This is a genomic window from Microcoleus sp. B9-D4, assembly GCF_036705105.1.
Taxonomy (GTDB): domain Bacteria; phylum Cyanobacteriota; class Cyanobacteriia; order Cyanobacteriales; family Microcoleaceae; genus Microcoleus.
Genome location: NZ_JAUBTS010000035.1, coordinates 37,041 through 51,695, shown reverse-complemented (window position 1 = coordinate 51,695; position 14,655 = coordinate 37,041). Strand labels below are relative to the sequence as shown.

Genomic DNA, 14,655 nt, shown 5'->3' with positions numbered 1-14,655 from the left:
AATCGATCGCTACAACCCCGACTTCTTACAGAAATCGGGGTTTTTGTTTTTTCAATGGCAACTGCTCAGATCGTGCTCTAAAGCTGGTAATTTTAACTATGATCCATCTGTGTTAACAAAAAATTTTTATAGATGAAGTTTAGCGAAATAGTACAAAAACTTAACTTAGCCACCAGTCGCACCCTCACAGCGTCGGTTGCTACCGATCCAGAAATTACAGGCGCGGCCCCTGTTGATGAAGCTGCATCCGGCACAATCAGTTACATAGAAGGTGCTAAATTTGCCCCTCATACAGCCACTACAAATGCTTCGGCTTTAATTTTACCCTTAGATGAAAGCCTCCAAGCTCAATGTACCGATCGCAACATTGCTTGGATTGCCGCAGCAGATCCGCGATTGCTGTTTGCTGAAACGATCGCCATTTTCTATCAACCGTTTCGCCCAGCATCCGAAATTCATCCCTCAGCCGTCGTTCACCCCTCAGCAGAAATTGGTGAAAATGTCTATATCGGCCCCCACGTCGTTATCCAAGCAAAAGTCAAAATTGGCAGCAACGTTTGCATTCACCCAAATGTCGTAATTTACCCAGATGCGGAAATAGGCGAAGGCACTGTTTTACACGCTAATTGTGTCATCCACGAACGTACTCGCATCGGGGCAAATTGCGTGATTCACAGCGGTGCGGCAATCGGTTCCGAAGGTTTTGGGTTCGTGCCGACAGCCACAGGATGGGTGAAAATGGAGCAGTCTGGCTGCACTGTATTAGAAGAGGGCGTTGAGGTTGGCTGCAACAGCACGATCGACAGGCCCGCTGTCGGAGAAACCCGCATCGGCCAAAATACAAAAATCGACAATTTAGTACACGTAGGTCACGGCTGTCAAGTAGGAAAAAATTGCGCTTTTGCCGCTCACGTTGGCATGGCTGGCGGGGTGAAAATTGGCAACAATGTAATTTTGGCAGGTCAAGTAGGAATTGCTAATCAAGCCAAAATCGGAGATGGGGCGATCGCCACTGCTAAAGCCGGAATTCACAGCGACGTGCCCGCAGGTGCGATCGTGACGGGCGTTCCAGCAATTCCCCACAAACTCTTTCTTAAAGCCGCAGCCGTCTACAACCGCTTGCCCGAAATGTACCAGTCTCTGAGGCAAATTCAGCGCAAGCTCGATGGGTAGTCATTAGTCATTAGTCATTAGTCATTAGTCATTAGTCATTAGTCATTAGTCATTAGTCATTAGTCATTAGTTAACAGTTAACAGTCAACAGTTAACAGTCAACAGTTAACAGTCAACAGTTAAGTGTATTATAGTTGCAACCCATTAAATGTGGAATAGTATAACTAACCTGCGACTGCTGTCGCCGTCAATACCAGCAATTGTCAAAATAATCTTGTTTTTCTCAACTTGGATTGTTGTGTGGCTTCCCGCAGCGATCGTGCTGGCGATCGCCCTCAAATGGCATCCGCCCCAACCCCTGGGAAACAAAAAATTACCTTTACTAGCTTCCCTCTACGTGATTGTCCCCTTCATTTTATGGGCGACAATGTGGATTGAAAACACCTCTTTTACCAATTGGGGTTGGGATTGGCAACCCGCAGTTGTGATGTCATTAATGCGGGGATTAGGATTAGGAATAATCAGCTTAGTAATTTTATTCGGTCTGCAATTAACCGCAGGTTGGATCGAGCTAAAAACAAGCGCAAATTCCACAGAAACAGGCGAACAAAAAATTAATGTTGGGACTTTAATTTTTAACCATGCTAGTCTGCTGACTCTGTTATTAGGACTGTGGATTAGCGCCACAGAAGAGTTAATCTTTCGCGGCTGCTTGCAAACAATCCTCCAGCAAGATTACTCAGTGCTAATCGCAGCAGCGATCGCCAGTTTCATTTTCGCGATCGCCCACCTAATTTGGGCAGCCAAAGAAACTCTACCGCAACTGCCCGGATTGTGGCTGATGGGGATGGTTTTAACATTAGCCCGCATCGCTGACAATGGCAGTTTAGGATTGGCGATCGGCATTCATGCAGCTTGGATTTGGGGTATAACTACCGTAGATACAGAAGGCGCAATTAAACCTACTTCGAGGGTACCAGAATGGATAACAGGAATTGCCACTAAGCCCCTAGCAGGTGCAGCCGGAATTCTGTTATTGCTAGCAACAGCAGGCGTAGTTTTGTTAATTTAAATAAGACTTACTCTAAAAAATCCGGTTTTTTATAAAAGATTGGCTCTCCTATATTTGTGGTATAAATGATAGTATAGCAATCCTAAATCATGTGTGAATTTCTTACTCCCTCCCCTTACCAAGGGGAGGGTTGGGGTGGGGTTAAAAAATTTATGACTCCTGCAAGGATTGCTATATAAGCGTCTTCCTCATCCGGGATATGGGGCTCGCAACACAATAATTTTTATTTTGCTGAGAACCATAAACTCAGGAGATTTGGATTATGATATCAATTCCGGTTGCACTCCTCATAATGGTTGACTGTGGAATGTTAACTGTTAACTGTTAAATCGGGGTCGCAAAACTCAATGATGGTTGAGTGTTAAATATTGACTCGATTTTACGGCCGACGATCAAGCGCGGATTTGATATGATATCTACTCTCTTGAATCAAATATTCAAAGGACGTGATGGCGGTGGTGGCATGGGCGGTTTAGCGATCGCCAGAGACTTAGAATAGCGAGCCTCTAAAACACCAGTTCTAAACTGAGCCACTTTTTCTCCCTTCCTGTGAAATACTATCACATTAACCCGACTGCTGTAAATAGTCAGATACCGCTGTTTGACAATGAAGGCAAGAATAATAAAGACAACACCGATAAAAATACTGAGAGTCGGAATTCCTAACCAAAACAGCCACCAAGTACAACCCTCTCCTGTTTCAATCGCTCTAACATCCTCAATCGGAATAAACACCTCTTTTGTTTCTAATCCAAAAAAAGATTCCGAGCTGATTTGTAACATTTCGCCGGCCAATTTAACCGTAATTGTGCCATTAGTTTGAACTGGAACAAGACCCACAATTTGACCAGGTGTACCGCTGATTTGGATGAGTTGATTAGATTTCATATTTATTGTCTATTGGCGGTTCGGAAAAGCTATGAGAGCGCCTCCTTTTAGGATTTAGCACGTCCGAAGAATTGTATAACAACAACCTCGACCTATTTGTTGACTCAAACTTGCTCTACCTATCGCCACAAGTACCACTAAAACCTCCTGCGTATAATAGGAAAGCTGATGCCCATAGCTGTAAGGTAAATCTAACTTGCTGGCAACGGGTTTGAGGACATCTGCTGCTTCATCTTTATTAACTTGATGTCCCTTGAGTTGATTGTACAAATACTCCACTACTTCACAAGTAATGTTTTTTGTAAATACGATTGTAGGTCTTTGAGCCTTAATCACATCTACTCGATAGTTTGAGCCTTCACGGTAGACGAGGTGGCAGTTGCGTAATCTAACCTCTCCAATCAATTCGCTCTCCATCTGTTCCTCCTATTTGATTCTCTAATACCAATTTAATGTGAAGTTGCACATATCTCGATCCCCCTCGCATCCCTCTGGTTGTTGGGGAGTAGGGGTTGACTTTGATCGGAATCTTGTCCCCCCCTTATTAAGGGGGGCTAGGGGGGATCGGATTCTATGCAGCCTCATAAAAAATTGGTATAAGCAATTAGCAGCGATCTATCTAGGGCCATTTACCAATAAAATTGCTCATCTCATTTTTACTAAAACCCAAACTCTTCCCCAAGTCTCCGCCTCAAATCTCCTGATAGTGGTAATTGGCGGATTTCTTGGCAAATTGCAGCATGAGATTCTCCATTTTGAATGCGCTGCCTGTAAATTCCAATTAACAGCGCTTCAAGACCGTACTTAGATAACATTTCTGTCGCTAAACCGATGATGCCCAGCAAGGCAATGCCACCGAACATTCCTGCTGGCCCACCTAACATTGCCAAAGCAGTCGTAATTGCGGCAGCTCCTGCAAAACCTGTAGTTGCCATCACAATTAGAAGTAAAATTACAGGCAATCCTAGTCCTGCTGCTTTCCTAACAAACTCGTCCATAATGTCGCTCCTAGTCTGTATATAGAGGAATTAAAAATCCGAGAATTTGGTTTTTTTGCCTTGACTTCCCTTTAACAAAAGGCTTCAATGAAACCAACCCCCAAATTTATTTACTTATTTCATTAATTTTTCCTAATTTATTGAAGGATTTGGTATGGGTTTAAGTTTTATCTCTAGTATCTTACCTAGTCCCACTCCAAAAACTTGATAGACAAATCATTGTTACTACGATCGCCTAGTTGAAGAGCATTGTCCATAATTTTCCTGAATTCATAACCCTGATTGCGAGCTAATACACCGCCAAGCTGAACAGTCAAAAATTGGACTACAGCTCCGTCTCGTTTATCGAGAAATTGGACGCTGATAGACTGAACTTTAGCCGTCTTACTTTGCTTGTTGGTCAACCGCCCTACAAGAAATCTCTGAGTTCCTGTATTTTCCATCGCTAATCCAGTTAACTCCAGTCCATTCACGAGCTGAACCCTAAAAGGGTCTGGCTTCCGCGGGTTTTCAGGTGGTTTGGGAAATCGACAAAGCTCATCGAGAGATTCATACTGTTTTCTTTCAGAATTCAATTGAAAACACCCCGGATACTCTTGGGCGATCGCCCTCGGAAACAGATTGAAAACAGACAGAAGCGCGATCGTAGGTAAAGCGGTTATCAACTTGACGCACCTAAACATGGCCTTTTACTCTCCAATCAGCAACGATACTCGTAAGTTGTTTTAGTCCAGCAGTTTTCACAGGTAAATCTGGTTTCGACATCTACTGATTAACCAGGGTCAAACCCAAAAATTATGCAAAGCTGAGGGGGAAAGTGTATTCAGGTTCGCTGAACTCAGAAAGCTCTCCGGCTGCGCCGACTTTCTGAAACATCCACCGCGCCTAACTGAGATTAATGTATCAACAATAGTTCTAATTTGTCAAGCTAATGCTCAAAAAAAACTCATTAAGTGAGATGACGCTCTCAAAAGTCGATTGCAAAACGCTCTAGCCCCTTTAATGGCAGCTTAAACAAGCTCTAAACCTCTACCAATCAAGTATCCCGATCGAGCAACTGCTCCAAATTTCAGCCGATCACCCCTCAATTATGCTGTTTTGTATCTCGTTTACCTCGTGATAAGTGAGAAAAACGCCCATATAATCAAGTTACAGCCCCGAAGCCTCTGTTTGCCCCACCCCTCAGTTCTTCTGTTGTCTATCTCGTTTACCTCGTGATAAGTGAGAAAAAAGCCCATATAATCAAGTTACAGCCCAGAAACCTCTGTTTCCGATGCCCAAATTCCTGTGTTCGCTGCGATCGCGCGATCGCCCCGTCCTTTCCCAGCTATCTTTGAGTAGAACCGCCCGCTTTGTAATACCTGTATTCAACGTAGTATGAAACTTCCCGAAGATTTTTTAATAACTTTAGCCACTAAAGTTGGCATTTCCGAAAACGAATTTGAAGTCTTATCAAGAGCAATCAAAGGCGAATCCATGTCTGATATTTCAGACCAGCTTCGCGTTCGCAAAGATGCCTTACAAAAACGCCTGGGAGAAGTGTATAAAAAATTTGAAGTTCAAGGTGCTGGGCCTGGAAAATTAGCCAAACTCCAGCAAATTCTCGTAACTGAATACCAGAAACAAGTTTCCACTAACCGTCACGATGCCACAAGCGACCGCGAAGTTGCTCCAACCGTAGAGAATACCCGCTTCCAAGACGCAACTATCCCTCAATTCTCACCGCGTATTGATTGGGGAGAAGTCCCAGCTCAAGAACCTTTCTACGGACGTAATTCCGAAATAGAAACTCTCAAAAAATGGGTAGTAACAAACCGTTGTCGAGTAGTCACAATTTGTGGCATGGGAGGGATTGGCAAAACAGCATTAGCTACCCAAACTCTACAACAAATTAAAGGGGAATTTCAAACCATAATCTGGCGAAACCTCGCCACCTCTGGCCCCCTTGAAAAACTATTGCCAGACATCTTGCAATTCCTCTCTCATCATTCAGAAATCGACATTCCCAAACCCAGCAACTCACTCATCTCCCAGTTAATAGAATATTTGCGTTTAACCCGCTGTTTATTAGTCTTCGATGAAGTCGAAACTATCCTCGAAAGCGGACAGCTACCAGGACAATACCGCCCAGGCTACGAAAGTTACCGGGAACTCTTCCAACAAATAGCACAAACCCCTCACCAAAGTTGCCTGCTTATCATCAGTTGGACTCACCCTATAGAACTCGATATTTTAGCAGAAACAACCTTACCTTTGCGAGCTTTAGAAGTGAGTGAGTTACCAGAAAAGGATGCCAAACAAATCATTTTATCCGCCCCCCAAGTTTCTACTTCAGAGAGGAATTTACTATCAGAACTTATTTACCTATATGGCGGCAATCCCCTCCTATTAAAAATAGCGGTCACTCACGCTCAAGATATGTTAGCCGGCAATTTAGCACAACTCATTAAAAAAACTCCCTCGGTTATTGAGGGCATTGTCCGAGATTATTTTGAGGAAAATTTTCAGGATTTTCATGAATTAGAAGTAAAAGTATTGTCTTGTTTGGCGAGCAATAAACCCGCCACCCTTAGCGAGTTGCAATCCAGTCTCCTATTTGCTGAAGACTTATCAGAATTGAAACTGGCTGTAGAAATTCTCATCGAGCGATCGCTCCTGCAAGCCCTCACCGAATCCGAGGAAGAACGCCTGACAGTCAGCCCGCAGGCTAGGCGACTTGTCACCCATCAATTAATTGCTAAATACCTGAATCAAATTGGTTACAAGAAATACTTAGAGAGTGAGTTACAGACGGCAAAATGTTATTTAACACAAACCCTTCGCTACAATCCAGAACTGCCAGCAGCTAACTACAATTTAGGGTCAACCTACGAAAAACTAGAAGATTTGCCCAACGCTCGCCAGCACTACAAAAAAGCAGCAGAATATAAAAACAGTCGCGCTGCCGCTGCGGCTGTCAATAATTTAGCTCGACTGGAAATTCTCAGCGAAAATTTTGACGTAGCGGTAGAACTAATTCTCTCCATTTTGCCACAAGTTAATGACAAAATGGTGCAAGTCACGCTCCACAAAAATCTGGGATGGGCTTATCTAGGACTGCAACTTTACAGTGACGCAGAGACTCACTTGCAAAAAGCAATTGAATTAGATAAATTCTATCCTATTGCACACTGCTTGCTAGCACAAGTTCTCGAAGCAAAAGGGGATACAACAGCCGCTCTTTCTTGCTGGCAAAAATGCCTGAATTGCTCTGCCCAAGGCCAACAACAAGAAGGTGTGGCGTGGAAACTTCCCGAATTAAGTATTTGGAAGAGTTTTGCGCGCGAGAGGATCAGTGCTTCGGGCCGAGAACCTAATTAATTAAATTTTAATTAAATTACAGTAGGCTGCGTCAGTAGTTCTCAGTTTTTCGCTCCTACTTCACCATTTAACTAGCTGACGCACCCTACTGAACGATCGCTAACAATTAAAGTTATTTAGTTCGGAGGAACTATCGGATCGTCCTCTCCAGAACTGCATTTTGTTCTGCGCTCAGCTTGGGCAATTTCCATCAAGGGGTAACTACCAACGGCTGATACTAAACTTGCCTCTATATTGGCAATGATTTCTCCCGCAGCATTGGGAACCCCCATTACTAATAAAGTCAGGGGGGTAGATGAAACTATAGGTATCACAGCTCGTTTCTCCGTCAAAGAAAGGGATAAGGGAGAAGCGAGTTGGCCAACTGCGCTCTATTATTAACCAGGGGGTAGGGAAACAATTATGCAAAATTTTCAGAAAAAATTTCCCCTCATCAAGCTGCAAACGTTCTCAGTGCTTGCTTTACGGAGTATTGAATTTTCTGTAAATCTTACATTGAGACGCAATTAAATCCTAGGCAGAGTACATCTCTGAGGTAAAATTAAGTCTAATCCTTTAATTGCTCAGGCATAGTCTCATGCCGATTCCCAAGCTTAGTGAAGCGACGATCCAGCATAATACCTCTGCCGCCTCCCTCAAGCGCGGTGAAACTTACTATTTAGCGGGTAATGTTACTAGCGCTGTCCTGCGTGGCAATATCGTGCAAGCAATAGTGGAGGGTTCTGAAGTTCAACCTTACCGTATTACGATAAACTTTGATGACGCTAATGTGGCATCATCAAATTGTACTTGTGCTTACGATCGCGTTGGGTGGTGTAAACATATTGTGGCTACCCTGTTATTATGTCTGCGACAACCACAAATAATTGAGCAGCGCCCCACACTGGAACAGTTACTCGATCGCCTAAACGATGTACAAACCCAGCAATTAATACAAAATTTAGTAGAAAAGGAGCCCTCACTCATTGATCCGATCGAACGATACGTTAACTTAATTGCTATTCCTACGCCTCCACAGCAACCTACTAAAGCACCCCGTCGCACCTCCATTAATCCCGCTCCCTTTCGACAACAAGTACGACAAATTTTGCGAAATGCTGTGCGTTATTTCGAGGATGGATGGGAGGAAGAAGACCCCATTACAGAAGAACTTTTCGATGTGATTCAGCAAGCGCAGGAATTGATCGCAGAGGGAGATGGTAACAACGCCTTAGTAATTTTACAAGCCATCACTGCAGCCTGCGTTGAAGATTGGGATGACGTAGAAGAATATGGCGCTGAAAGTTCTGATATAGCGGACGCTTTGGATGAAGCTTGGACAGAAGCCATTTTAACGGCTGAACTAACTGCTGAAGAAGAGATCGATCTCCAGGTGATGTTAGAAGCTTGGCAAGATGAATGGGATTGCGATTTCAGCATGAGCTTAAAAGCATTACGCCAAGGTTGGGATGATCCCCTAATTCAACAGGTACTTCAAGGAAACACTACTGGGCAAGAAATAGGAGCTAATGACGCACCAAAATGTGCTAAGAATTTAGCATTAATTCGCTTGCAAATCCTCGATCGCCAGGAACGCTATCAAGAATACTTATACTTAGCGCAAGCAGAAAACTGCCCTCAACAATACTTGACGATGTTAAGTCGTTTGGGGAGAGTAGAAGAAGCAGTGGAAGCTGCTGCTACTCAGATGAAATCAGCGGAAGATGCTTTTGCTCTCGCTCAAAGTTTACAAGCACAGGAAGCCCAAGCTGAAGCTCTAAAAATTGCTCAAACTGGGTTGAAGTTGTCAGGCAATTGCCTTTATAAACTGGCAATTTGGACGAGTGAGTTGGCTGTTGAATTGGGAGAAAACGAAGTTGCATTAAATTCTAGAATGCGGGTTTTTGAAATCAAACCATCCTTTGCCGATTATCTTTTAGTGAAGGAGTTTGCAGGAAACAGTTGGTCAACTGTGAAAGCAAATTTGTTAGCAACTCTCAGAAGTGATAGAAGTTGGGGAGTTTCTGAAGCACAGGTTGATATTTTTCTCTATGAGGGACTTATTGAAGATGCGATCGCTGTTGCTGATGGCTTGAGTGGCTACGAATCGGCACTGATTCACCGGGTAATGGGGGCTGCGATCGCCCACCGCCCCGATTGGACGATCGCCAATGCTTGTCGGCTTGCTGAATCGATTATGGATCGGGGAAAATCAGAGGACTACGATCGTGCAATTAAGTGGTTGGAAAAAGCCCGCGCTGCCTATTTACAAATGGGGCAAAATCTTCAGTGGTGTGCTTATCGTTCTCAACTTATGCAAGTACACAATCGGAAGCGGAAGTTAATGGGAATGCTGAAGAGTCCCGATTTAGATTGAGGCTGAAGTTTACCGTAAACCGGAACAAGTGAAAGCGGCCCAATAAAAAGGGTCAGCAAAAGGGAAATCTAAGCAACTAATTATTTCCAGTCGTTCCAAAGTTTTGTAATTGCGTGTTGCTGTTTCGGCCCGCTTTTCTTCCTCTTGTAGCCATTGTAGGTAGTCGGGGGAACCTTCTGGATAGGAATTACGCTGGTTTTCTGCAAACTGGCGATCGCCCTCCGCCTCTTCAAATTTGCGTTCTAATAAATCAGCAAGTTGGCGAGAATAGCAAGCGACAAATTCTGATCCAGAGAGCGATCGCAAATTTATTTGTGCTTGCTGCAAGGCTTTTGGGCGGCTACTTCCTTGCTGCCGAAGTTTGTGATAAAAAATTGAAAATAAGGCTGTTGCTAAATCATCTACAGCCCACAGCGTGCTCACCACACTCCGAGCACCCGCACATAAAAATCCCGTCGATAATGTCAAAATATCATCAGTAATTTCCGTAGTTCCTAACCCAGTTTCACAACAGGATAAAAACACATCAACTAGATGAGGAAGCCGCCAGCCCGGTGTCATTAACTGCCCCAAAGTAATGCTACCATCTGCCAATTCCAGTCTGGATTCTAACGGATTATCAAGGCGAGATTGAGCATGATGGCTAGAGATAATTCCCTCGACTTGTTGAGACAGTTGCCGATAGTTGCTGACCGTTGCTTGGCTACGTCCTCGTAAGTGTTGTTCATTGTGAATATTATACAGTTTGGCAATTTGTTCACCCTCAAAACTTGCACAGGGTAAATCTTCCGTTGCATCTTCCACAATACCATACATTAGTCGATCGTTGACAGGTGGACGTTTGTGGCAAAATTCTAAAACTTGACAACTAGGACTGTAACGAATAAGAAATTTATCTCCTAAATATTGACCATTTTCTAAGGGTAAAGCAGCAAAAGGAATTTGGTGTAGGCAAAGGTGAGGAACAATAATCAGTTCCTCGATATTATTAAGGTACTGACTAATCAGGTTATCGATTTGCAAACGGCGGGAAAGTTTCGCTAAAAACTGCGGAATTCGATTTCTCCACTTAGCTTTACATTGTAATTGCTCTTGGGCTGATTTACTTGAATCCCCAGCCTCCAAGTAGGGTTTTAGCCAACCTTCATGAATCCATTGTTGTAAGTTTTTGCCTCGTTTTCTGGTTATTTTGTACAAATTTAGTTCGGCTTGTCGCAAAACAAATACATATGTATCTTCATCAGTAGTGTAAAAATTAAGTATAGCTGTAGTAGGGCGATCGATGAGTTCTTGGATCGCGGTTAAATTAGGGGGACTGACTTGAATTTCGCCCGCTAAAACCGGATCTAAACGTCTTAGTTGTTCCCAAATTTGTTGCTTTTCACTTTCTAAACCTTGGATATTTTCACTAATGGCTTCTAAAGCTGCTCGATTGCGTGTACAATCCATATCAATTAGATCGTTAGCTCTAACTGCAATTAACTTCTGCTTTTTACTTGATTTCTTTAAACCGTAACGTTCGCAATCTATCTGTCGTTGAATTCCTTCAAATTCTGCTAAATATTCTTCTATTTCTGAAGGTATATCTCCATGAGAGTAAAGGTCATTACTGGCAATTAAATCTACTAAGCGACGAGAACGGGAACGTTCTACATATTCAAAAGCTTGTGGAAAATTTTTCGTATTAACTAATGCTTGTACAATATGTTCATAAAGATATATATCTTCTCCTAAAATTTCTTGGCGGCGTCGATCGGTATTAGCCCAAACTCGCAATTGTTCTAATGCTTCAATAGCAAGACAATACCCTTCAATAGCTTCTATCCATAGTCCTAATTTGAAGGCAATTTGACCTAAAATTTGTCCCGAAATCAGACAATGCTGGGGGAAAGCTTGAGGAGTTCTGACTTTTAATGCTAATTTCAAGTATTGCATTGCTTCGGTAAACTGCTCTAAATTGTGGTAGAGATAACCTAAATTATTTTGTACAGTTGCCCAATTTTCAGGAAAATCTTTGAGAGTATAAACTTCTAAAGCAGCTTGGTAATAGTCCCGCGCCAGTTTTAGGTTTTCGTCAATACTTCCTTGAGTGCGATCGCTATAAGCATTACCTAAGTTTAATTGCACCATAGCCCAATCTTCAGGAAAATCTTTCCGAGTATAAACTTCCAAAGCTGACTTATAGTAAAAAATAGCCATTTCTAAATTTTCAACTTCCTTTTCAATAGTGCGCCTCCTATAGGCATTTCCTAAATTATTTTGGATCATTGCCCAATTTTCAGGGGAAATTTGACGGGTATTTACTGGCAAAGCCATTTGATAGTAATTAATAGCTATTTCTAAGTTAGTATCCTCATCTCCTAGCAGACGTTCGCTATAAGCACTACCAATATTATTTTGAAGCATTGCCCACTGTTCAGGGAAATCTGAACGAGTATATATTAGTAAAGCATTTTCATAACATTTGATAGCATTTTCTAAATTTTGTAAGGAATCGCCATAAATTCGTTCACTATGAGCAACTCCTAAATGCTGTTGTGTTTCCGCCCACTGTTCGGGATAAGTTTCATAATTACGAACTTGCAAGGCATTATTAAAAGCTTCGATTGCTAATTCTATATTTTCTAGACGGCTACCATATTTGCGATTGAGGTAAGCAATCCCTACATTATTTTGACTCATCGACCATTGTTTACGATTAAATGCTTTTTGATAAGATTCAACACAGGTCAGATAAAGTACAATAGCTTCTTCTACATTTTCAACTTGATTTCCTTGAGCATTTCTTAAATAAAAAGTTCCTAAGTTATTTTTGAGCAAACCCCAAATTTCAGGAAATTGAGTAGAACAGCAAGCATCTAAAGCAATTTTATAATAGCTGAGAGCTTTCTCAAGGTTATCAAGTTGCTCTCCTTTAACTCTATTTTGATAGCCATACCCTAAATTATTCTGAATTTTCAACCAATTTTCTAAAGAAGTCTCTGGATCGTAAATAGTTAAGGCATTTTGAGAAGCAGCAATTGAAGCTTCAATATTTTCGGAAAGGTCTCCTTTTAGTCTCTCTAAATAAGCAACTGCTAAGTTAAGTTGTATCAGTCCCCACACTTCTGTAAAAGTCTCAGAATTATACACTTGTAATCCTAATTCATAATATGCAATTGCCCGTTCCAAGTTATCGGAATACTTCCCGGTTGTAGAAAGATAATAGGAAAATCCTAAATTATTTTGAGTGTTCGCCCAATTGTCGGGATAGTCCTCACGATTATAAACTTGTAAAGTAGCCTCTATCAAACTCCTACCTAATTCTATATTCTGTTCTTGACTTCCCTTGAATCTGCTGAGATATGTCGCCCCTAAATCATTATGAATAAACGCCCATAATTCAGGAAACTCTTCTTTCTTACAAATTTGTAGAGCAGTTTGATAACACTCAATCGCTTTCTCAAGATTATCAGCACGATTTTCTATTTTTTGACGGTAAGCATCTCCCATACAAAATTGAATCGTACTCGATTGTTCGGGGAAATCTTCAGCACTATAAACAGTTAAAGCTGCTTGATAACACTCAATTTCTTTTTGGAAATTGTCGTCTCGATTCTCTTCAATTGTAATATAAGCATTACCTAAGCTCTCTTGAGTTTCTGCCCAATGTAGGGGAAAATCAGTATAAGTACGGACTTGTAAGGCATTTTTAAAAGCGGCGATCGCCCTTTCAATGTTATCTAATTTTTCCCCTTGAATACGATGATAATAAGCTAAACCCAAATTATTTTGAATTCTTGCCCAATCTGTAGGATTATCCTCTTTTGGATAAACAGCCAAAGCAGCATGATAATATTTAATTCCTAGTTCTATATTTTCAGATTCATCTCCCTTAACACGGTGGAGATAAGCCAAACCTAAATCATGCTGAATTTCCGCCCATTTTAAGGGAGACTCTTGACAATTGCACACTTTTAATGCTAATTTAAAAGCAGCGATAGCCCTCTCCAGATTTTCTTCTAAATCACCTTCAACTCTGTCAAAATAAACTAAACCTAAGCGATGTTGAATTAAACTCCATAATTCCGGTTCATCGGTATCATTACAACATTGTAAAGCTAATTCATAACACTCTATTGCCCTTTCTAAATTCCTGCTACGGTTCCCAGCAAGGCGAATTTGATAAGCAAACCCCAAATGGTTTTGAGCAATCAACCAATCATCCTGGTAATCTTCCCGATTGAGCGCCGTCGCTACTTGTTGATATCCCGCGATCGCAATTTCAATATTGTTTACACAATCGCCCAGAGTAAATTCTTGAATAAGACTACTAAAAGTGCCAATTACAGTGGCTATATCGTAAGCTTCTTCAGACTCTAATTTCATTAAAACATCAGTTGCCCAACTTCGCAAAAACCAATCAAAATTATCATCTAATTTATCTAAATTTTTCTCTAAAATAGGATACACAACTTCTGCATCTCCTTCACTTGCTTCGATTGCTGCCAAAACTTCTAGGAAAAAATTTAATAACTCTTCAGAATTAGCTAATTCCGACCTAATTTGAATTAAGTCTTTTATCTTCGCCACCGCACTCCGCAGCCACTCATATCCCTCTTCATTTTCCTCAACTAATAATTCCTCTGCTACCTCCTCCATCACCTCTAATAAACCTTCATTAATGAGGTGTGAATAGTCATCCAAAATATCTCGTTCTTCACCATCGGGACAGGTACGTAGCATTTCAATGAGGTGACGATAATCAGAGTTTAGCTGTTCTTTCATGTTACCTTTTTTGGGTTAATATCATTTTTGGTTTTATATCAATTTCGGTTGCACTCAGACATGATATAGAGGAGACGGCAGTGCCGTTTCCCTACCCGGAT

General features: G+C 41.8%; 11 protein-coding genes. 4 read left to right on the top strand and 7 right to left on the bottom strand.

Annotated elements, in window-relative coordinates; translation table 11 throughout:
• Window positions 1-132: 132 nt before the first annotated feature.
• Window positions 133-1,173 carry a UDP-3-O-(3-hydroxymyristoyl)glucosamine N-acyltransferase gene (gene lpxD, locus QUB24_RS20215; protein ID WP_333154980.1) on the top strand — a complete coding sequence of 347 codons (1,041 nt, stop codon included), beginning with the start codon at window positions 133-135 and terminating at the stop codon, window positions 1,171-1,173.
• A gap of 148 nt (window positions 1,174-1,321) precedes the next feature.
• Entirely contained in the window at window positions 1,322-2,185 is an 864-nt protein-coding gene (locus tag QUB24_RS20210) for a CPBP family glutamic-type intramembrane protease (protein ID WP_333154979.1), read from the top strand.
• A 429-nt stretch (window positions 2,186-2,614) separates the two neighbouring features.
• Here the strand turns inward: QUB24_RS20210 and QUB24_RS20205 are convergent, their stop codons facing one another.
• The 5 genes from QUB24_RS20205 to QUB24_RS20185 all read right to left on the bottom strand — a co-directional run bounded on the left by QUB24_RS20205 (window position 2,615) and on the right by QUB24_RS20185 (window position 5,442).
• Window positions 2,615-3,073: a hypothetical protein gene (locus tag QUB24_RS20205; RefSeq protein WP_333154978.1), complete on the bottom strand. Its 459-nt coding sequence runs from the start codon at window positions 3,071-3,073 to the stop codon at window positions 2,615-2,617.
• A 54-nt stretch (window positions 3,074-3,127) separates the two neighbouring features.
• Window positions 3,128-3,490 carry a hypothetical protein gene (locus QUB24_RS20200; protein WP_333154977.1) on the bottom strand — a complete coding sequence of 121 codons (363 nt, stop codon included), beginning with the start codon at window positions 3,488-3,490 and terminating at the stop codon, window positions 3,128-3,130.
• 242 nt (window positions 3,491-3,732) lie between these two features.
• Window positions 3,733-4,071, bottom strand: a complete 339-nt coding sequence (locus QUB24_RS20195; RefSeq protein WP_333154976.1) for a hypothetical protein — start codon at window positions 4,069-4,071, stop codon at window positions 3,733-3,735.
• Between the two features lie 185 nt (window positions 4,072-4,256).
• On the bottom strand, window positions 4,257-4,754 hold the full coding sequence (locus tag QUB24_RS20190) for a hypothetical protein (RefSeq protein ID WP_333154975.1): 498 nt from the start codon (window positions 4,752-4,754) through the stop codon (window positions 4,257-4,259).
• A 559-nt stretch (window positions 4,755-5,313) separates the two neighbouring features.
• On the bottom strand, window positions 5,314-5,442 hold the full coding sequence (locus QUB24_RS20185; RefSeq protein ID WP_333154974.1) for a hypothetical protein: 129 nt from the start codon (window positions 5,440-5,442) through the stop codon (window positions 5,314-5,316).
• 6 nt (window positions 5,443-5,448) lie between these two features.
• Here QUB24_RS20185 and QUB24_RS20180 point away from each other — a divergent pair, with 6 nt between their 5' ends.
• Window positions 5,449-7,431 carry an NB-ARC domain-containing protein gene (locus tag QUB24_RS20180; RefSeq protein WP_333154973.1) on the top strand — a complete coding sequence of 661 codons (1,983 nt, stop codon included), beginning with the start codon at window positions 5,449-5,451 and terminating at the stop codon, window positions 7,429-7,431.
• Window positions 7,432-7,547: 116 nt separating this feature from the next.
• Here the strand turns inward: QUB24_RS20180 and QUB24_RS20175 are convergent, their stop codons facing one another.
• On the bottom strand, window positions 7,548-7,745 hold the full coding sequence (locus tag QUB24_RS20175; RefSeq protein ID WP_333154971.1) for a hypothetical protein: 198 nt from the start codon (window positions 7,743-7,745) through the stop codon (window positions 7,548-7,550).
• Window positions 7,746-8,008: 263 nt separating this feature from the next.
• Here QUB24_RS20175 and QUB24_RS20170 point away from each other — a divergent pair, with 263 nt between their 5' ends.
• On the top strand, window positions 8,009-9,787 hold the full coding sequence (locus QUB24_RS20170; protein WP_333154970.1) for an SWIM zinc finger domain-containing protein: 1,779 nt from the start codon (window positions 8,009-8,011) through the stop codon (window positions 9,785-9,787).
• Window positions 9,788-9,796: 9 nt separating this feature from the next.
• Here the strand turns inward: QUB24_RS20170 and QUB24_RS20165 are convergent, their stop codons facing one another.
• Window positions 9,797-14,554, bottom strand: a complete 4,758-nt coding sequence (locus tag QUB24_RS20165; protein WP_333154969.1) for a CHAT domain-containing protein — start codon at window positions 14,552-14,554, stop codon at window positions 9,797-9,799.
• Between the last annotated feature and the right edge of the window lie 101 nt (window positions 14,555-14,655).